A 19,016-nucleotide genomic window follows, 5' to 3' on the forward strand; every position below is an offset into this window, starting at 1 on the left:
ATGCCGCAAAGAAAAGATAGGCAAAAGAAAGCGGCTCAAACCGCTAACTCTTAAGCGGGTCCCTCGCGCAGCCACGGTAGTGGTGCATCTGGAATCTGTGTTTTCGCACACTCCGCCCTGGTGACAAGGGCGTCATACTTCCAGCGGCGCTACGCGCGCTGCGGCGGTATTTCATCAACCCCCGGCCGGCGCTTAGACCTTGTGCGCGTCTTTTGCTGCTGGTTTCTTCGTCGCAGGCTTCGTCCTCGTCCTCGTGTGACCTTCTGCCGCGGTTTCTTCCGCTGCCGCCTTGTGGGCCGTTACCTTGCTGGAGCGAATGGGGCCTCTCGGGGCGTCAAGCTTCGGTGGCTTGCGCTTGCCGGTGAGCTCTGCCCAGCGCTTTTCGAGCGCGCCTTCGGCGATCGGCTTGATCACGGTGCCCGAGCTCTGGGCGTCCCATGTCTGCACCGAAAACGGATGCGTGCGCAACATCTCGCGTGGAATCACCACGCCCTCGTGCGCGTCGACCACCCAGTCGTACACGAAGTCGATGCACAACCGGTAACCGCGTTTCGTCGCGGGATCCGGGACCTCGTACGGCGCGCGCGTCACGTAGCCGGAGCCGAAAATGCCCTTCGGTTCCTGTGCGACGCGGTGCAGGAACACGCGGTCGCCCGGCAGGATGCTGCGGGCAAATCCGCAACCCCAGACGTCAGCCACCGCTACGCCTGCGGCGACCCGCTTCGCTACGTCCGGCAACTCGGGCCACGGCCATTTCTTGGGGCTCCAGATCAACAGGAAGGCAGTCATGGCAGGGTCGGGCAGGGCAGTGTGGAAGGGCGCAGCGGACAGGTTGGTGTCACGCCAGGAAGCGTTCTCGCGGCAGCTTAACCGATCGGCGGCGCGCTTGTCGCGGCGCCTCAGTGATCCGCGGCTACGCATGCCTGGACGCAACGGATGGTTTAACCGTCGCGTACAATTGGGGCCGTCATTTGCTGCTTTCCCCGTTTCACCGCGTTTCGCTGCCGATGACGGCGCGGCGCCTCATCTGGATTCCCATGTCTCACGTCACCAGAAGCCGGCCCGATGGCCGGCTGATTCTGTTGCTCGGTGCGCTTGCCGCATGCGGGCCGATTTCCATCGATATGTATCTGCCGAGCCTGCCGACGATCGCGCAGGCATTCGCCATCAGCACCGGCGCCGCGCAAACCACGCTTACGAGCTTCATGTTCGGCTTTTCGATCGGCATGCTGCTCTATGGTCCGCTGTCGGATACCTATGGCCGCCGCCCTGTGTTGCTCGGCGGCATCATCATGTACGCGCTGGCCAGCGTGGCATGTGCGCTGTCGTTTTCGATCGGCTCGCTGGTGACGTTTCGTTTCGTGCAGGCGCTCGGTGCGGGCGCGGCCTCGGTGCTGGCGCGCGCGATTGCCCGCGACGCGCACGGGCCGACCGATGCCGCGCGCGTGCTGTCGATGCTCGCCATCGTCACGTCGATCGGGCCGTTGCTCGCGCCGCTAATCGGCGGCCAGTTGCTGTTGCTTGGCGGCTGGCGCGTCGTTTTTATTGTGCTGACGCTATTCGGTACAGTGTGCGCGGTGACCGCGTTCCTCAAGGTGCCGGAAACGTGGCCGCGTGAAAAGCGTGCGCATTCGGCGCTGCTGAAATCGTTCGGTGCCTATGGCAAGTTGTTGCGCGATCCGGTCGCGTGGGGGCACATGCTGTGCGGCGGTATGGCGTTCGCGTCGATGTTCGCGTATATCACCGCGACGCCGTTCGTGTACATCGAATATTTCCATGTATCGGCACAGCATTATGGCTTTTTGTTCGCGCTGAATATCGTCGGCATCATGTTCGGTAACTTCATGAATACGCGGCTCGTCGGACGGCTCGGTTCGCTGCCGATCATTTCGTTTGCCGCGACCGTGAGTTGCATCGCGTCCTTGTTCGTCTGTCTCGTTTCGCTGACGGGGTGGGGCGGGTTGTGGTCGATCGTATTCGGATTGTTCTTCGTGGTCGGGGTCGTGGGGTTGTTGTCCGCTAACTGCACGACCGATCTGATGCATCGGTATCCGATGAATGCCGGCGCTGCGGCTGCCGTGTTCGGCGCTGTGCAGCTTGCGCTCGGCGCGCTGTCGAGTCTCGCGGTTGGGCTCTGGCAGGATGGCTCGCCCAAGGGCATGGGCGTCGTCGTGGGTGTCGCGGGCATGCTGTGTTATGTCGGCCGGATTCTGGTTGTCAAATGGCATGGAATGAAGGTGCCCGTCGCGGCCGCTTGAAGCTGCGCGAGGCGTATTTGCCGCTGAATGGTGCATACAGTGCGGTTGGTTGCCCGGCGTGGAGCGCGCGGCACACCCGCTTGCATGCTTCGCGCTAACTAACTCACGCGACTACGGAAAACACCAGGTGTTGCGTGCGCGCGACCGTGCGTTTCAATTTGCATTGCTATGATGGAGTTACTGTTCCTCGGAGCGGCAATCATGGCGATCAGAGATTTGATGAACGGCGAGCGGCAACATGCAGCTTTCGCCGAAGCGCAGAAGCTGGCAGACAGCGGCGCCTATCACGATTACACAGACATCGAATACGTCTTGCGCTTTGATTACGGTTTGTCTGATGTATCGGCGCTGCTCGACAGCCAGTTGATGCATCGCGACCTGAATCGCCGTTGCGCCGACGCGCGCGAGAAGCTGGACGCGCTTAGCGTGTGATGCGTCTCACGCGTATGGCACCATGCGCGTCATTACCCGCCACGTAGGCGCGATCCCCTTTGGAGTTTCACTCATGGCTGTTAGCCAGCACGATCCGCGTCTGCCGCACATGGACAATCCAGCTGCTTTGGCAAAGCCGGGCGGCCACTACAGTCACGTCGCGATTGCGAATGGTTTTGTTTTCGTCTCGGGACAGTTGCCGATCAACGCGCAGGGCGAGAAGCTCGCTGAAGCCTCGTTCGAGGTCCAGGCAGAACAGGTGCTGGCCAACCTGCAGGCTGCGCTCGAAGGCGTTGGCAGCAGCATTGCGCAACTGGTGCAGGTGCGCGTCTATATCGCCGATGTCGAACATTGGGGGAGCTTCAACCGGATCTACGCGGGTTGGGCAGGCGAAGCGCGGCCGGCGCGGGCCGTCGTGCCGGTTCCACATCTGCATTACGGCTTGAAGGTCGAGGTCGAGGCGACCGCGCTGATTTAAGTCGTGGCGGTGTCGAGGCGTTTCGACTCAGTGAATGATGAGCCCGTTGAGCTGGGCATTGCCCACCCCGGACGCGATATTCACACCGACGTTGCCGCTCGCCGCCGTCAGCGAGCCGGCACCGAGTTTGGCGGAGGCGCTGCCCGTCACTTGCGCGGCGGTATGCACATTCTGTTGCGAGACGATCGCGGCTTGCGATGTGGTGACGAGGGCGATCTGGTTGGCCTGCGCATTCAGGGCACCGGCTGAGAGATTCACGCCGATGTTGCCGCTTGCGCCTCTGAGCGCATTTGCTCCTACGATAGCGGCGGACGCACCAGCTTTTGCGCTGCCGCCGACGTCCTGCAGATTGGACAACCGGGCTGAGCCGAACACTGCCGCGCTGTCGTCGTCGGACAGCGCCGTTGGTGTGCCTGCAAGCGCGGACGACACGCCCGTGCTCGCGGCAACCCAAATCAGTGCAACGGCTAAAGTGCGGAATTTCATGAGCAACTCCCTGGCGTGCTGAAGGCACAGATAGTCTTGATATCGACCATGGGAGCGAGATGTTGAGGGAGGGGTTCCCCTTAATGCGGGTGGTGCCGAGATATTGACTGATACAAACTTGGCCAAGGGCGAGCTTGGCCCGAAATTACCACCTGCCGCGGCCGCCGTAATAACCGCCCACACCAACACCCACGCTGACGCTCGGGGCGGCGTAGTAGCCGGGGGCATATCCGTATGCCGGTGCGTAGCCATAGGGCGGCGCGACGATACATCCGGAAAGACCCACTGCGAAACCTATCGTTAACAGTAATTTGAGCATGGTTCCTCCCTCTTCACGAGTTGGAGGCGCCGGAAGCCGTATTCGTTCGGCCTGCCTTGTGACGGCAAATTACGAAGCCTCGGTTTAATCGGGCTTTATTTACAGTTGCTTACCCGTTCGACACTTTGGGCATTCGCCGATTGGCGGGTTCTTTGATGGCCAGAAATGAAAAACGGGCCGAAAGGCCCGTATTCATTGATTGTCTGGCGGAGGCGGTGAGATTCGAACTCACGGAAGGATCACTCCTTCGCCGGTTTTCAAGACCGGTGCCTTAAACCGCTCGGCCACACCTCCAAGCCCTAAATTGTAACCTGAAAAATCCTTGTTGCGGCGCTCAGCGGGTCTGTAATCACTGCGGATCTTTCAGAAACAGCGCCTGCAGATCATTCAGGAAGGCCTGGCCAAGTGGCGTCGGCGCGATCTTTTCGTGGTCGCGCGTAATCAGCTTGCGCCGTTCCGCCTCCTGCAAAGCCGGCTCGATGGAGGTCATCGACATCCCCGTGCGCTCGATGAATCGGTGCACTGGAAACCCTTCCACCAGCCGCAGCGCGTTCAGCATGAACTCGAACGGTAGATCGCGGGTCCCGACCTCATTCTCTTCCTGCACTGCCGTGCCGGCCAATGCCCGCTCGATGAAGGTGGTCGGGTGCTTGTAGCGCACCTGACGCAGCACGCGGTTCGGAAACGACAGTTTGGTATGCGCGCCCGCGCCGATGCCGAGATAGTCGCCGAAGCGCCAGTAGTTCAGATTGTGCTTGCTCTGCCGATGCGGCTGCGCATACGCGGACACCTCGTAGCGTTCATAACCGGCGGCCGTGGTGCGTTCGTGAATCCAGTCCTGCATGTCGGCCGAAGCATCGTCGTCGGGGAGCGCAGGCGGGAATTTCGCAAACAGCGTGTTCGGTTCGAGTGTGAGGTGGTATAGCGACAAATGCGGCGGCGCGAACGACAACGCCGTTTCCACGTCAGCCTGACATTGCGCGAGCGTCTGCTGAGGCAGCGCGAACATCAGATCGAGGTTGAAGTTGTCGAAGGTGGTCGCGGCCACTTCGACCGCGTGGCGTGCTTGTGCCGAGTCGTGAATCCGGCCGAGCGCCTTCAGATGCGCTTCATTGAAACTCTGGATACCCACCGACAGGCGATTCACGCCGCTTGCACGAAACTGCGCGAACTTGTCGGCTTCGAAGGTGCCCGGGTTGGCTTCGAGCGTGATTTCCGCGTCGGCGTCGAGCGGCAGCAGCGCGCGCACGTCGGACAACATGCGGTCTAGCCCCGCCGCCGACAGCAAGCTGGGTGTGCCGCCGCCGATGAACACCGTGTGCACCTGGCGGCCCCACACGAGCGGCAGCGCCAATTCGAGGTCAGCGCGCAGCGCGTCGAGATATTCAGTCTCCGGGAACGTATCGCCTTTCCATTCATGCGAGTTGAAGTCGCAGTACGGGCACTTGCGCACGCACCACGGAAAGTGCACATACAACGCCAACGGCGGCAATGACGTCAGGCGAATGCTGCCTGGCGACGTGAATGCCTTGATGACGCCGTTGCCGATATCGGCCGGCGCCGGTTTGATCGGAATCACGCTTCCTCCGTCAAGCGCGCGAGCAGTTGGCGCAAAGCAATCGCGCGGTGGCTGCTGGCGTTCTTCACCGCCGGTTCGAGTTCCGCGGCACTTGCATTCAGCGACGGCAGGAAGAAGTACGGGTCATAGCCGAAGCCGTGCTCGCCGCGTGGTGCGTCCAGCATTTCGCCGTGCCAGCGACCTTCGGCGATCAGTGGTTCGGGATCGTCCGCATGACGCACGAGCGCCAGCACGCAGTAGTAATACGCGCGACGATCGGTTTCACCCTGCAAGGCTGAAACGAGCTGTGCATTGTTCGCCGCGTCGCTCCTTTCACCCCCTGCACGCTGCGCGTAGCGCGCCGAATAAACGCCCGGCGCGCCGCGCAGAACACGCACGCACAGACCGGAATCGTCGGCGAGCGCGGGCAGGCCAGTGAGCTTCGCCGCGTGACGTGCCTTGGTCAGCGCGTTTTCGACGAAAGTCGGATAGGGCTCTTCCGCCTCCGGCACGTTGAGCTCGCCCTGCGGAATCAGGTCGATGCCGGCCGCACCGAGCAGTGCGGCGAACTCGCGCAGCTTGCCCGCGTTGTTCGACGCCAGCACGACCTTCTTCAATGGCGAACCGGACGCCGCAGCGCCATTGCCCTGGCGAATCTCACTCACTCTTTTGCTCCAACGCTTCTTTCTGCTTCGCGATCAGCGTGTTGATGCCGTCGCTCGCCAGATCGAGCAGCGAATTCATTTCATCGCGCGAGAAAGGCACGCCTTCGGCCGTGCCCTGAATTTCGACGAAACCGCCCGCGCCCGTCATCACCACGTTCATGTCGGTGTCGCATTGCGAATCTTCGTCGTAGTCGAGATCCAGCACCGGAAGGCCGTTGTACACGCCGACCGAAATCGCCGCTACGTAGTCGCTGATCGGCGAGGTTTCGATGCGGCCCGTAGCCAGCAGTTTGGCTACCGCGTCATGGGCGGCCACGAACGCGCCGGTGATGCTGGCCGTGCGCGTACCGCCGTCGGCCTGGATCACGTCGCAATCGATATGCAGCGTGCGCGCGCCGAGTTTCTCGAGATCGAACACCGAGCGCAGTGCGCGGCCGATCAGACGCTGGATTTCCTGAGTGCGGCCGGTTTGCTTGCCGCGCGCGGCTTCGCGGTCGCTGCGGGTATGCGTGGCGCGCGGCAGCATGCCGTATTCGGCGGTCAGCCAGCCCTGGCCGCGGTCGCGCAGGAACGACGGCACGCTTTCGGCGATGCTCGCCGTGCAGATGACCTTGGTGTCGCCGAATTCGACCAGCACCGAGCCCTCCGCATGCTTGGTGTAGTGGCGCGTGATGCGCACGTCGCGCAGCTGATTGGCCTGGCGGCCGCTGGGGCGTTGGGTGTTGTTGGTCATGTTGGGATCGGTCTGGAAGAAAAGCAGGAGGGAAAGCGCAATTTTACCGCCGATCGCGTTGGGCGCGGGACAGCCTGTCCGTCGGACGGCTGCCCGCATGTGGCGGGGCTCTGCGCGGGATAGCATTTCGCGGGTGGCGGCGCCCGTGCAAAGCGGTCCCGTCGGTAAAAATGGGATAATGCGGATTCTCCGCCCCGCGTCTCGTACACGCCGGGCGATTCAACTCTCCGGCCATCGTCAAACGCATGGCCACAATCGCGAGAAATACGATGATCTACAGCATGACTGGCTATGCGAGCGCCACGCGCGAACTCGTCGCGGCCTCGGGCACAGGTGGCGTCAGCGTATCGGTCGAACTGCGCACGGTGAACTCGCGCTTTCTCGATCTGAATTTCCGGATGCCGGAAGACGTGCGCGTTTGCGAGCCGACCCTGCGCGAAATGCTGATGAACAAGCTCTCGCGCGGCAAGGTCGACATTCGTATCAATCTGCAACGCAGTGAGCAGTCGGCTAACGCGGGCTCGGTCAATCGCGATGCGCTTGCGCAACTGGCCCTGCTCGAACGCACCGTACTCTCGACGTTCCCGGAAGCCGGGCGCCTGCGTACCGGCGAAATTCTGCGCTGGCCGGGCGTGCTGGCCGAAACCGGCGTGGCGCCGGAAGTGCTGCGCGACGCGGTGCTCGCGTGCGGCAAGCAGGCGATTGTCGATCTGATCGACGTGCGCGCCCGCGAAGGTGCGCAACTGGCAACGATGCTGCTCGCCAACGTCACCGAGATGGAAGCGATCGTCACGAAGATCACGCCGCTCGTGCCGGAACTGATCGCGAAGCATCAGCAGAAGATCGTCGAACGTTTGCAGGAAGCGCTCGGCATCGCAGCGCCGGATACGGCAGCGACGATCGTCTCGCGCGAAGAAATCAACGAACGGATTCGCCAGGAAGTGACGATGTACGGCATCCGCATCGACATCGCCGAAGAACTGACGCGCCTCACGGCTCACCTGAACGAAACGCGTCATGTGATCGAGAAGGGCGGCAAGGTCGGCAAGCGGCTCGACTTCATGATGCAGGAACTGAATCGCGAAGCGAACACGCTCGGCTCGAAGGCCGCCGCAAAGGAACTGGCCGATTCGTCGATGACCCTGAAGCTGCTCATCGAGCAGATGCGCGAACAAGTACAGAATCTGGAGTAAGGCAGGAGCCTCGATAACATGACCGACCACACACGCGAAACCAGCGCACCGCGCAACCCCTACGCCGGTGCTTATCCCGGCAACCTGTTCATGGTGGTCGCGCCTTCGGGCGCGGGCAAGTCGACGCTCGTGAATGCGCTGCTCGCCGGCGACGACGCGATCCGTCTGTCGATTTCGTACACGACGCGCCCGCCGCGTCCGAAGGAGCAGGACGGCGAGCACTATCACTTCACGACGGTCGACGATTTCCTGACGCGTCACGCGGCTGGCGAGTTTCTGGAAAGCGCGGAAGTGCACGGCAACTATTACTCGACTTCGCGCGTGTGGATCGAGGAGCAGATGAAGAGCGGGCACGACGTGCTGCTTGAAATCGACTGGCAGGGCGCGCAACAGGTGAAGAAACAGTTTCACAACGCGGTTGAGATCTTCATTTTGCCGCCGTCTCTGGATGCGCTCGAAGAGCGTTTGAAAAAGCGCGGCCAGGACGAACCGAACGTGATTACACGCCGTCTGCTGGCCGCCGGCAGCGAGATGGCGCACGCGGCCGAAGCGGAGTACGTCGTGATTAACGACAACTTCGAACGCGCGCTCGGTGAACTGCGGTGCCTCGTGGCCGCGACGCGTTCGCGCTTCGCCTCGCAATACGCGCGCCACACGCAGCTTTTCGTGCAGCTCGGCATTCACCTGCCACACGCGTGAGCGCGGCGGTGTGTCGAGCACATAAGGTAGAATAAGCAACATACTGAGAAGGAATCCAACATGGCCCGCATTACCGTCGAAGACTGTCTCAAACAGATCCCGAACCGTTTCGAACTCGCGCTTGCCGCAACCTATCGCGCGCGTCAGCTCGCGCAAGGCCACACGCCGAAGATCGAAAGCCGCGACAAGCCCACGGTTGTCGCGTTGCGTGAAATCGCAGCTGGCATGGTTGGCGTCGAAATGTTGAAGAAGGTGCCTGTTTAAGGCGCACTGCTCCGTTTTCGATTGCCCGCATTTGCCACACGTATTTGCCACATGTAATTGCATCAACGTGCAGACCGGTGTCCAACCCTAACCGCTACGGAGGCGAAATTGAGTGCTACCCCGCCCACCGCCACGGAAGTGGAACACGACACTGACTCGCCCTCGTCTGCACGGAAGTACATCGACGCGGTCCTCGAACAGTCGTTTCGCCATCTCTTCGGGCCGACCGTCACGCCGGAGCAACCGCGCCGGCATGACGTCGTTTCGATCGCCAAGCTGACATCCGTTCTGGCCGGCTATTTGCAGCCGGAAGAGATCAAGGACATCAAGGCGGCGTTCCATTTCAGCGACGAAGCCCACCTCGGCCAGTATCGCCAGAGCGGCGAGCCCTACATCACGCATCCTGTCGCCGTCGCCGAAATCTGCGCCGGCTGGAATCTCGACGCCCAGGCGATGATGGCGGCGCTGCTGCATGACGTGATGGAAGACCAGGGGGTGACCAAGGCCGAACTCGCCGAGCGATTCGGCGCCAAGGTCGCGGAACTGGTCGACGGGTTGTCGAAGCTGGACAAGATGGAGTTTCGCAATCGCGAAGAGGCGCAAGCGGAAAACTTCCGCAAGATGCTGCTCGCCATGGCGCGCGACGTCCGTGTGATTCTGGTGAAGCTCGCCGACCGGCTGCACAACATGCGCACGCTGGGTGCGGTGCCGCATGAGAAGCGCCGTCGCGTGGCGCGCGAAACGCTGGACATCTACGCACCGATCGCGCACCGGCTCGGCCTGAACAATACCTATCGCGAACTGCAGGACCTGAGCTTCGCGAACTTCAACCCGCATCGCTACGCCACGCTCGAAAAAGCCGTCAAGGCCGCGCGCGGCAACCGGCGTGAAGTGGTCGGCAAGATTCTGGAGTCGGTGCAGCGCGCGATTGTCGACGCGAAGCTCGACGCCGAAGTCACCGGCCGTGAGAAAACCATCTTCAGTATCTACAAGAAGATGCGCGACAAGCAGTTGTCGTTCTCGCAGGTTCTGGATGTATACGGGTTCCGCGTGGTGGTTGAGAGCGCGCTGGAGTGCTACACCTGCATCGGCGCGCTGCACGCGCTCTACAAGCCGGTGCCGGGCAAGTTCAAGGATTACATCGCGATCCCGAAGGTCAACGGCTATCAGTCGCTGCACACCACGCTGGTCGGCCCGTTCGGCGCGCCGATCGAGTTCCAGGTGCGCACGCGCAAGATGCACGAGATCGCTGAGGCGGGCGTGGCCGCGCACTGGCTGTACAAGAACGGCGGCGCCGATCTGAACGACGTGCAGAAGCGTGCGCATCAGTGGCTGAAGTCGCTGCTCGACATTCAGAGCGAAGCGGGCGATTCGAGCGAATTCCTGGAACACGTCAAGATCGATCTGTTCCCGGATGCGGTCTACGTGTTCACGCCGAAGTCGAAGATCATGGCGTTGCCGCGCGGCGCCACCGCACTCGACTTCGCGTATTCGATCCACAGCGACCTGGGCAACCAGTGTGTCGCGGTGAAGATCAACAACGAACTGCTGCCGCTGCGCACCGAGTTGAAGAGCGGCGATATCGTCGAAGTGATCACGGCGCCGTATTCGAAGCCGAATCCGGCCTGGCTCGGTTTCGTGCGTACCGGCAAGGCACGTTCGGCGATCCGCCATTATCTGAAGACGATGCGTTTGAACGAGTCTGTTCAGCTCGGCGAGCGCCTGGTCGACCAGGCGCTGAAGGGCTACGGGCTGGCGCTGTCAGACGTGACGCCGGAAGCCTGGGAAAAGCTCGTACAGTGGACGGGCAACAAGAACGGTCAGGAAATCTTCGCGGATATCGGGCTGGGCCGGCGCGTCGCGGCGGTCATGGCCAAGCGTATTGAAGTATTGATGAGCGGGCGCGATGCCGACGACGATGGCTCGCGTGACGGCACAACGTCGCATGCGCCGCCAGTCGTCATCACCGGCACCGAAGGGATGTCGGTTCAGTTGTCCGCCTGCTGCCGTCCGATTCCGGGCGACGACATCATGGGCTACATCGGTATCGGCCTCGGCATGGCAATCCACACCACGGATTGCCGCGTCGCACAGCGTATCCACCGGCGCGATCCGGGGCGCTGGATCGATGTGGCGTGGGCGCCGCAGCCGGGACGTCTGTTCGACGTCGCGGTGAAGGTGCTGGTCAAGAACACCAAGGGTGTATTCGCCCGCGTGGCTGCCGACATTACATCGGCGGATGCGAACATCGTCCACATTGCGATGGACGAAGATCTCTCGCAGGAATCCACGGTGCTGCGCTTCGTGATCCAGGTGAGTGATCGTGTCCATCTCGCCAATGTCATGCGCCGCGTGCGTACGAATCCGGACGTGATGCGTATTGCGCGCGAGCGGCCGAGCGAGGAAGGGCATCACCGTCACGACGGCGGGATGCGGATCGACCGCGAGCGGGCGGACTACTGATCTGACGGCTGGCTGAAGTCTGTTCAACGAGGGCGTCTGATCGCCTTTGGCGGTCTTCGGGCGGCACTCGTTGGAATTTGACGCACCCGCCCGCCAGCGAGTCTCACCTGAACTTCAGGGAGAACGCTTATGAACGTAGCTGATCTCACCGGCATGGCGCTCGACTATTGGGTAGCCCGCAGCCTGCACGACTTCGTGCGCGAAATCCACTTTACCGACAGCGGCGAAACCGTCTCGATCCGCGGCAGTGACCGTGGTCGCCCGTGGGACGGCCGTTTTACGCCGTCCACGTCATGGGAAGCGGCCGCCGCGGTGCTGGAGCGTGCGCAACGCTTGGAGGTGCGTGAGCGGACCGATCGTGGTGCGGCACATTGCATCGCAGAATTCGAAGGCGGCCATCGAACCGTGGAAGGGCGAGGAGACTCGTTGCGAACCGCACTGCTGCGGGCGTTCGTCGAAAGTCGCTTCGGCGATAGCGTGGGCGATGTGTTGCGCGAGGCGCAGGCGGTGACTGGCGAGCGAGCGGAGCCGATCGGCGAAGAATCGGTGGAAGGTTCGTTCGAGGATGTGCCAAGTCCCGACGGGCAAATCGGTGATATTCAGTCGGCACCGCGATAGTTGCGGTGACGCCTTCGGGCTGAGGGCTTGGCTTGGAGGGGGTAGCCGCTGTGAAGCAAAACGGCGACGTAAAAAACAAAGGGCCTTCCGATCGGAAGGCCCCTTTATAGATGGTGCGGCTGGCAGGATTCGAACCCACGACCCCTTGGTTCGTAGCCAAGTACTCTATCCATCTGAGCTACAGCCGCACGCTAAACTTGTGACGCTAAATTCAATGAAACCGGGGTAAAACATAAGGCCTCCCCGGAGGGAGGCCACTTGAATAAGTGGTGCGGCTGGCAGGATTTGAACCCACGACCCCTTGGTTCGTAGCCAAGTACTCTATCCAACTGAGCTACAGCCGCACGCAGAAACGAGATTATAGCAAAGGTTTCAAAAAAGGGAAGCGTGTAACTGCGATTTGTCCCATTGCTCCGATCGTGTACCCTTGATAGGCAGTCGCTTGCTGCAGTTACCGGACCATCATGAACAAGGCCTTTGTCAAAGAGTCGAGTGACGAGAATGACGACGATCTCGACGTCGCCCAACCCGAAATCCCCCCGGGTACGAAAAACTACATCACGCCCGCCGGTTACCGGCGTATGCGCGATGAACTGCTGCGTCTGATCGATGTCGATCGGCCGGAGGTCGTCAGACTGGTGTCGTGGGCAGCCTCGAACGGCGACCGCTCGGAAAACGGTGATTACATCTATGGCAAACGCCGTCTGCGAGAAATCGACCGGCGGATCCGCTTTCTGACCAAGCGCCTCGACATCGCCGAAGTGGTCGACAGCAGCAAACAGGAAAACGTCGGCCAGGTTTTCTTCGGCGCGGCCGTCGAATACGCAACGGAGGACGGCGAGGTGCATATCGTGACGATTGTCGGTGTCGATGAGGTCGATCTGGATGTCGGCCACGTGAGCTGGATCTCGCCGATTGCGCGGGCGCTGCTCAAAGCGAAAATCGGCGATACGGTGACGTTGCACACACCGGCCGGCCCACAGTCGATCGATATACTGGACGTCAAGTATCCGCTGCCTGACACCGGTGGCTAGGCCAATACATTAGCGTGTCGGGTGAGGCGGGCGAGGGCGCTCGTTCAGGCCGTTTCGATACAATCGTCGGCGCCTGAATTGCAACAGGCACGCGTGCTTTCGGTGAGGCATAAAAAAGGCGCCGCGAACGGCGCCTTCGATACTGCAGGTATTGCCAGCTGCTTTAGAAGCGGTGACGCAGACCTGCGGTCACAGCGATTTGCTTGTTGTTGTTCGAAGCGCCCAGACCGTTGATGTCGGCATCGACGATGGCGTTTTCGTTGACTTGCTGGTATTCGCCTTGCAGGTACACATCCGTACGCTTGGACAGCGCGTACGCCGTTTGCAAGTTGAACTGGTTCCAATGCGGACGCGTCCCGGCCAGGCTTGCGCGAGTGTACGTGTACGAACCGGCGATGCTCACTGCCGGCGTCAGAGCGTAGCGAGCGTTAGCTTCGATGTTCTGGAAGTGAGCGCTGCCGCCGCCGAATGCGATGCCGCCCGTTTGACCCGACGCGCCCGCGCCGATGCCGGCCAGACCCGACAGATTTGTTTGGGTGTACACGAGGCCGACGGTAGCCGGGCCGAACGCATAATTAGCACCTGCGCCCCACGTTTGCTGACGAGCAGCAAAGAATGTGTTGTCGCTCGACACTGCACCGCCCGAATTGAACGCCGCCGCCGCGCCTGTTGCGCCGTTGCTGTTCAGTTGCAGGTAGGCAGCGCCGAGGTTCAGGCCGCCCCAGTTGTACGATGCGCCCGCGCTGTAAGCACGATTGTTGGCGAAGCCGTCAGCCTGGTTTGAGAAGCCGTACATGCCGCCGAACTTGAAGCCACCGTAGTTCACGCTCTGGTACTTGACCGAGTTATTGACGCGGAACGAGTTGTTCAGGTTGTCGTTATCGAACGGGTGCGCGAACTGCGTGCCGCCGTATTGCGTGCCGGTTAGTGCCAGCGGACCCACGTAGTCGACCACGCTGTCGTATTGACGGCCGAGGGTCACGGCGCCGAACTGGTCGCTCGTCAGACCGACGAACGCTTGGCGGCCGAATTCACGGCCACCTTGCTTCAGCGTGCCGTCGTTGATGCCGAAGCCGTTTTCCAACGTGAAGATAGCCTTGAGGCCGCCACCGAGGTCCTCAGAACCACGCAAGCCCCAACGGCTGCCGTTCACCGAACCGCTCGTTTCTTGCCAGTTGCTGTGGCCATGCTGGTTATTCGTATAGGTGATGCCGGCGTCGATCAAGCCATACAGCGTGACGCTGCTCTGGGCATGTGCTGCCGTTGCAAAAACGCCCGTGAGGGCCGCGACCATGAGTGTCTTTTTCATCTTGTAACTCCGAGAGCGAGAATGGGCATTGAACCCAGGCTTAAGGAGACCTTCACGCGGGCGCTGCGAGAGGCGAAATCCGCATGAGAAGCGTGCTGTACTCCAGGCACGCCGGTTTCCGATTACGCCGAGTGTAGAGAGACGCTCGCAAAGTGGATGTTCCGAATTGCGCAATAAAGTATTACTGGATTTGAAACGATAGGCGAATGCCGTTTAAGCCTTGCTGATAAAGGCTCGTGGCGTTATTGCGAGGGAGTGGGAGAGGCGAGTCAATCGAATCGCGTTGTTCATTTGCTACAGTAATCGAGGCAAAAAAACAACACGATAAATCGTAACAAAGGATTGTTGTTGTAATGGAAATAGATGATTGTTGATTGTGCGAATAATCGATATCGTCTTAGCAGTTATACTGAAATCTCTGCTTTCCGAAGCAGACTTTTTCGTTGACGAAAAAGATCTCCAAACCTTTGTCGGCGCGACTTTCCAGTCGCGCTTTTTTTTGCCTGACGATTGCGGATTCGCGAACGTCAGTTAGTGCGCCGGCGCAACGTCGTCCACTTCGCCCCAATCGGTCGCCACCGAGACGCTCCAGTCTTCCATCACGTAGCGGCGTGCGTCCATGGGGGACGAGAGCAGATTTTGCCAGTGGTCCCCGTGCCACATAGGATCGAATTCGAAGACCGAAGGTGACGCCTCGGCTGGCGCGGATTGAACGGGAGCCGTCTTTTTTGCGTGCGACTGGGTGAGCCAGGCGATGACGCGGCGGAATTCATTGAACAGCATTGCAATCTCCTGACGCTATTACTTCTTGCTACCGATTTCCATCATGCTGCGATAGATGCGGCGCAACAACTCGGACAAACACTTACTAAAAACATTTCTTGTTACATATTCCGGCCGCGCGCTGAAATTTTTGCCGATACCGATCGAGTTTTAGATTTTTATTGAGTAATTTTGACTTGAAAGTATATTCAGTTTTCACTGAATATGGCGTCACGGTTTCGATTTGTTTGGCATCGACTTATCGCGCTGCATACTAAGCGAATATGAAAAATTCGCTTGACGTCGATTCTTCGTTCCCCGTATAACGGCAAGGCTGAATTTCAAATGCCGGATCTGATGCGTAGGGCATTTAAAAATGCTCGATCGCGGATGAAATGGCCATGAAACACAGCTTGAGGGCAATGCCCGATTTTGATAAATCATCGAGGAAACTGGAATATGGAAACTGGTATCGTCAAATGGTTCAACGATGCTAAGGGCTTTGGCTTCATTACATCCGATTCGGGTGGCGAAGACCTGTTCGCGCACTTTTCGGAGATCCGCACCGAAGGGTTCAAGTCGCTGAAGGAGAGTCAGCGCGTCTCGTTCGAGGTCAAGGCCGGCCCGAAGGGCAAGCAGGCGGCGAACATCCAGCCGTTGTAAGTCGCACGGCGCTGCGCTGCGTGTGCCGCTGGGCAATCTGATCGTCACAAAGCCTTCGCCAGATGCGAAGGCTTTTTTATTGCCATTCGTTTATTGACGCTGTGCCTGACGTTATTAACTACCTGGTTCGGATTAGTTAAGGGAAAGGGTGGAAGACAAAACAGTGAAGTTGGAATTTCAAATCGGTGTCGTAAAAACATAATAATTCGCGGTTTTACGGGCGGCTCATGGGGCGTGCGGGAATTCACTTTTTGTGTCGCCTGGCGACAAAGGCAAAGCAATGCTGGCGGGGTGCGCAGCGGCTAACTGGTGCATACTTGCCGCAAAGCCACGCGTCCAAAGTATCCCTTTCATGTCTGAACAGTTTTTGCCGGAACCGGCCCTAGATGTGCCGATCGTCTTCGTCGACCTTGAAACCACCGGCGGCTCGACCAGTGAGCATCGCATCACCGAAGTCGGTGTGGTTGAAATAGGACCTGCCGGCGTGTCGCGCTGGAGTAGCCTGGTCGACCCTCAGCAATCGATTCCTTCCTTCATTCAGCAACTCACCGGTATTACGAACGCGATGGTGCGGGGCGCACCAACGTTCGATGCCATCGCGCCTGCGTTATTCGAACGTCTGAAGGGCAAGCTGTTCGTCGCGCACAACGCCAGTTTCGACCGCGGCTTTCTGCGCGGGGAGTTTCGCCGGGCCGGAATCGCGTTCGATCCAGATGTGCTGTGCACCGTGCGCCTGTCGCGTGCATTGTTTCCCGCGGAGAAGCGCCACGGGCTCGACGCGTTGGTCGAACGTCATGGTCTTGTCCCGTCCGATCGTCACCGCGCGCTCGCCGATGCCGATCTGATCTGGCAGTTCTGGCAACGTCTGCATGGCGGTCTCGTGCCGCCGGACGTGTTGCAGGCGCAGATTGAGCGCACCACCCGGCGCTACCGGCTTGCGGGCGACATCACCGAAGATCTGCTCGATACCGCGCCGGCCGGATGCGGCGTCTATGCGTTCTACGGAGAAGGCGATTTGCCGTTGTATGTCGGGCGAAGCGTACGTGTGCGGCAGCGCTTGCGTTCCCATTTGACTGGTGAGCGGCGTTCGTCGAAGGATATGCGGCTCGCGCAGCAAGTGCGGCGTGTCGAGTGGCGCGCGACTGGCGGCGAGCTGGGCGCCATGCTCGCGGAGGCGCAGTGGATCGCGACGCTGCGCCCCGGCCATAACCGGGTGCCGCGCGTCACGAAGAGCGATCCCGTGGATGCACCCTGGCCGTTCGAAGGTCCGATCGTATTTGAGGAGCGCGAAGAAGCGTCGCACGCGCGCGCTTTTCATGTTGTCGACCGGTGGCGTTACCTCGGGCTCGCGCCTTCGCTCGCGCAGGCAGCGGCGCTGCATGCTTCGAGTGTGGCCGGGCCATTCGAGCTGTCGACGTATCGTCTTCTGCAGAGCCATCTTGCGCGCGGCTTGCGTGTGATGCCACTCAGCGTCTCGAACGGCACGCCTGCGCCGAGCCTGGCTTAATTAAGGGGTTTTACCCGGCCAGCGGCCGGCTGCTTGGGACGGGTTCAATCCAGGCCTGAGCACGGCAGACTGATGGGTGTTCCAAGCCGTCGATTCGATCGCACAGACCGATCAACCCGTTGCGCCGACTCCACCCGCTTCGCAAACGTGACCGAGAGCGCGTGTCAAGGCGCCCGAGCGGGTCGAGTCGTAGCGCGTCAGCGATTTCCAGTTAGCCAGCGATTGCGCCACGCGCGACGGACAATCCTGCGCCGTGCGCAGCGGTTGTACGCGCGCGAGTCCGGCGACAAGCGACTGCGTCAGCCTGTCCAACTGCGGCCTCGTGCTGGTGGCCAGGTCGGGCGCAGGGCCTTCGGGCGGCCGCGTGCTGCGCCAGGTGACAAATAGCGCGTTTTGCACGTCCTTGCTGGCGTCGATCTGATCCTGGAAGAAGGCGTGCGCAAACGCCGGATCGACGTTCGCGGCGACTGCGCGCTTTTCGACATCGGCGAGCAACGCGTTCTCGCGCGGCGTATCCGTGATCGCCTGATGGTTTGCCCACTTCCAGCGTGCAACGGGCTCCGCGAGGGCGAGGCGCTGCGAGGCCAGTGCTATCAGACTGGTCAGCGCGGTGTCGTCGCCGTCCGCGACGGCCGGGGCGGGCGCGAGCGCAAGTGCGGTGAACAACGCGAGCGCGCACAACGTTCCAAAGCGATACGAGCGATTCATGGAAGGCGGGAGTGGCCGGTAGGCCGCGGAAGAAAAACCAGAAGAATAGACGATGCGTGGCTCAAGCGGGCGCGTTGAGCGATCGGAAAACAAACTACCAGGGGATATTTAAAGACGCCCGTCGGAGACGCGCGCTATCAATGCGCCGGGCTGCGTAAGCCAGGCGCCGCGATCAGGCCGGCGTAACCCGCGCCGCGAAATCGGCAAAAGACAATCGTAGGGGCGCGTGAGAACATGCGCCGCGCGCCGGACGCGCGGACGCTGATGCTGCATCGCGCCACTGCACAATTACTTCGAGTCGCACGACTTGCGTTGTTCGTCGAAAAATGCGCGAACATGCTCAGGCAGTTCGGCACCCAGAAACTCGACGCCAGCGGGTTCCGGATCCGGACTAAAAACTTTATCCGGGGTCGGAATCTTCGGTGGTTTGGCATCCATGATCTCTCTCCTTTACAAACCGATTATCTGCCTCGGTCCCCGTTTTACACCAGTGTCTGATGCGGCTCACATGTTGTTTGTTGCTTTAACGGTACAGGCCGACATGGGAACAGAATGTTTGAATAGAATTTACCGGTTGACTGTGCACAACTGAATTCGCCGTAGCCAATCGAAACAGTCCCATATCCCCGCCGTTCCCTTCTCAGCCTTACCCAGCATACCTCAGCGGATTATCTCCGTTGCATCACGGTACCGCCTGTTCATTGGTGTTGATATGAACAAATCACTGCGATTTTTGTGCACTGCCGCATTGGCAGGATTTTCTCTGCGTTAGGCCGAACGTTCGTTAATTACCGATTGGTTTAGCACGTTCATTCAGCCCCCTAATTATTTGTAAACGAACGATTGCGCCACTTCGTTGACGAACGA

The 19,016-nt window shown here is 60.4% G+C and carries 21 protein-coding genes and 3 tRNA genes; 11 read left to right on the forward strand and 13 right to left on the reverse strand.

Annotation, left to right across the window (positions count from 1 at the left end; all coding sequences use genetic code 11):
- Positions 1–192: 192 nt before the first annotated feature.
- Entirely contained in the window at positions 193–789 is a 597-nt protein-coding gene (locus tag PQR40_RS05340) for a hypothetical protein (protein ID WP_408508569.1), read from the reverse strand.
- A gap of 248 nt (positions 790–1,037) precedes the next feature.
- Between PQR40_RS05340 and PQR40_RS05345 the strand changes: the two genes are divergently transcribed.
- The 3 genes from PQR40_RS05345 to PQR40_RS05355 all read left to right on the forward strand — a co-directional run bounded on the left by PQR40_RS05345 (position 1,038) and on the right by PQR40_RS05355 (position 3,168).
- On the forward strand, positions 1,038–2,258 hold the full coding sequence (locus PQR40_RS05345) for a Bcr/CflA family multidrug efflux MFS transporter (protein WP_408333765.1): 1,221 nt from the start codon (positions 1,038–1,040) through the stop codon (positions 2,256–2,258).
- A gap of 201 nt (positions 2,259–2,459) precedes the next feature.
- Entirely contained in the window at positions 2,460–2,690 is a 231-nt protein-coding gene (locus PQR40_RS05350; protein ID WP_054037416.1) for a hypothetical protein, read from the forward strand.
- A 73-nt stretch (positions 2,691–2,763) separates the two neighbouring features.
- Positions 2,764–3,168 (forward strand): RidA family protein, encoded by a 405-nt coding sequence (locus tag PQR40_RS05355; RefSeq protein ID WP_408394160.1) that lies wholly within the window; start codon positions 2,764–2,766, stop codon positions 3,166–3,168.
- A 27-nt stretch (positions 3,169–3,195) separates the two neighbouring features.
- On the opposite strand, the gene PQR40_RS05360 is transcribed toward PQR40_RS05355, so the two are convergent.
- The 6 genes from PQR40_RS05360 to rph all read right to left on the reverse strand — a co-directional run bounded on the left by PQR40_RS05360 (position 3,196) and on the right by rph (position 6,929).
- Positions 3,196–3,654, reverse strand: a complete 459-nt coding sequence (locus PQR40_RS05360) for a FapB/FapC family functional amyloid domain-containing protein (protein WP_408333771.1) — start codon at positions 3,652–3,654, stop codon at positions 3,196–3,198.
- A 145-nt stretch (positions 3,655–3,799) separates the two neighbouring features.
- Complete coding sequence (locus PQR40_RS05365) at positions 3,800–3,973, reverse strand: hypothetical protein (RefSeq protein ID WP_408222512.1); 174 nt, start codon at positions 3,971–3,973, stop codon at positions 3,800–3,802.
- Positions 3,974–4,177: 204 nt separating this feature from the next.
- A tRNA-Ser gene (locus PQR40_RS05370) sits at positions 4,178–4,267 on the reverse strand.
- A 55-nt stretch (positions 4,268–4,322) separates the two neighbouring features.
- On the reverse strand, positions 4,323–5,552 hold the full coding sequence (gene hemW, locus PQR40_RS05375; RefSeq protein WP_408222510.1) for a radical SAM family heme chaperone HemW: 1,230 nt from the start codon (positions 5,550–5,552) through the stop codon (positions 4,323–4,325).
- Positions 5,549–6,196 (reverse strand): RdgB/HAM1 family non-canonical purine NTP pyrophosphatase, encoded by a 648-nt coding sequence (gene rdgB, locus PQR40_RS05380; protein WP_408388507.1) that lies wholly within the window; start codon positions 6,194–6,196, stop codon positions 5,549–5,551. Before rdgB ends, hemW begins: the two co-directional genes overlap by 4 nt.
- Positions 6,189–6,929, reverse strand: coding sequence for a ribonuclease PH (gene rph / locus PQR40_RS05385; RefSeq protein WP_408508570.1), 741 nt, complete (start codon positions 6,927–6,929; stop codon positions 6,189–6,191). Before rph ends, rdgB begins: the two co-directional genes overlap by 8 nt.
- A 269-nt stretch (positions 6,930–7,198) precedes the next feature.
- Here rph and PQR40_RS05390 point away from each other — a divergent pair, with 269 nt between their 5' ends.
- From PQR40_RS05390 to PQR40_RS05410, 5 genes are all read left to right on the forward strand, one after another.
- Positions 7,199–8,122: a YicC/YloC family endoribonuclease gene (locus tag PQR40_RS05390; RefSeq protein WP_408222504.1), complete on the forward strand. Its 924-nt coding sequence runs from the start codon at positions 7,199–7,201 to the stop codon at positions 8,120–8,122.
- Positions 8,123–8,140: 18 nt separating this feature from the next.
- The gene (gmk, locus tag PQR40_RS05395) at positions 8,141–8,821 is read left to right on the forward strand and encodes a guanylate kinase (RefSeq protein ID WP_408206404.1); all 681 of its coding nucleotides are present in this window, start codon (positions 8,141–8,143) and stop codon (positions 8,819–8,821) included.
- A gap of 60 nt (positions 8,822–8,881) precedes the next feature.
- Positions 8,882–9,085, forward strand: a complete 204-nt coding sequence (rpoZ, locus tag PQR40_RS05400; RefSeq protein WP_073427086.1) for a DNA-directed RNA polymerase subunit omega — start codon at positions 8,882–8,884, stop codon at positions 9,083–9,085.
- Between the two features lie 108 nt (positions 9,086–9,193).
- Complete coding sequence (locus PQR40_RS05405; protein WP_408333777.1) at positions 9,194–11,548, forward strand: RelA/SpoT family protein; 2,355 nt, start codon at positions 9,194–9,196, stop codon at positions 11,546–11,548.
- A 129-nt stretch (positions 11,549–11,677) separates the two neighbouring features.
- Positions 11,678–12,166, forward strand: coding sequence for a phage protein NinX family protein (locus tag PQR40_RS05410; protein ID WP_408222500.1), 489 nt, complete (start codon positions 11,678–11,680; stop codon positions 12,164–12,166).
- Between the two features lie 111 nt (positions 12,167–12,277).
- Here the strand turns inward: PQR40_RS05410 and PQR40_RS05415 are convergent.
- A tRNA-Arg gene (locus PQR40_RS05415) sits at positions 12,278–12,354 on the reverse strand.
- Between the two features lie 79 nt (positions 12,355–12,433).
- A tRNA-Arg gene (locus PQR40_RS05420) sits at positions 12,434–12,510 on the reverse strand.
- Positions 12,511–12,630: 120 nt separating this feature from the next.
- On the opposite strand from PQR40_RS05420, the gene greB reads away from it, so the two are divergent.
- Entirely contained in the window at positions 12,631–13,200 is a 570-nt protein-coding gene (greB, locus tag PQR40_RS05425; RefSeq protein WP_408508571.1) for a transcription elongation factor GreB, read from the forward strand.
- A gap of 163 nt (positions 13,201–13,363) precedes the next feature.
- Here the strand turns inward: greB and PQR40_RS05430 are convergent, their stop codons facing one another.
- Positions 13,364–14,509, reverse strand: coding sequence for a porin (locus tag PQR40_RS05430; RefSeq protein ID WP_408222496.1), 1,146 nt, complete (start codon positions 14,507–14,509; stop codon positions 13,364–13,366).
- Between the two features lie 531 nt (positions 14,510–15,040).
- The gene (locus PQR40_RS05435) at positions 15,041–15,292 is read right to left on the reverse strand and encodes a hypothetical protein (protein ID WP_408333780.1); all 252 of its coding nucleotides are present in this window, start codon (positions 15,290–15,292) and stop codon (positions 15,041–15,043) included.
- A 438-nt stretch (positions 15,293–15,730) separates the two neighbouring features.
- Here PQR40_RS05435 and PQR40_RS05440 point away from each other — a divergent pair, with 438 nt between their 5' ends.
- Together PQR40_RS05440 and PQR40_RS05445 are read left to right on the forward strand one after the other, a co-directional pair.
- A complete protein-coding gene (locus PQR40_RS05440; RefSeq protein ID WP_054037310.1) occupies positions 15,731–15,934 on the forward strand; it encodes a cold-shock protein in 204 nt (67 codons plus the stop codon).
- A 352-nt stretch (positions 15,935–16,286) separates the two neighbouring features.
- On the forward strand, positions 16,287–17,441 hold the full coding sequence (locus PQR40_RS05445; RefSeq protein WP_408222492.1) for an exonuclease domain-containing protein: 1,155 nt from the start codon (positions 16,287–16,289) through the stop codon (positions 17,439–17,441).
- A 111-nt stretch (positions 17,442–17,552) separates the two neighbouring features.
- On the opposite strand, the gene PQR40_RS05450 is transcribed toward PQR40_RS05445, so the two are convergent.
- Both PQR40_RS05450 and PQR40_RS05455 read right to left on the reverse strand, forming a co-directional pair.
- Positions 17,553–18,149 carry a chorismate mutase gene (locus PQR40_RS05450; protein WP_408222490.1) on the reverse strand — a complete coding sequence of 199 codons (597 nt, stop codon included), beginning with the start codon at positions 18,147–18,149 and terminating at the stop codon, positions 17,553–17,555.
- 288 nt (positions 18,150–18,437) lie between these two features.
- The gene (locus PQR40_RS05455) at positions 18,438–18,587 is read right to left on the reverse strand and encodes a hypothetical protein (RefSeq protein ID WP_028200145.1); all 150 of its coding nucleotides are present in this window, start codon (positions 18,585–18,587) and stop codon (positions 18,438–18,440) included.
- Positions 18,588–19,016 lie beyond the last annotated feature (429 nt).

This window comes from Paraburkholderia sediminicola, from assembly GCF_046026855.1.
Classification (GTDB): Bacteria; Pseudomonadota; Gammaproteobacteria; order Burkholderiales; family Burkholderiaceae; genus Paraburkholderia; species Paraburkholderia sediminicola_A.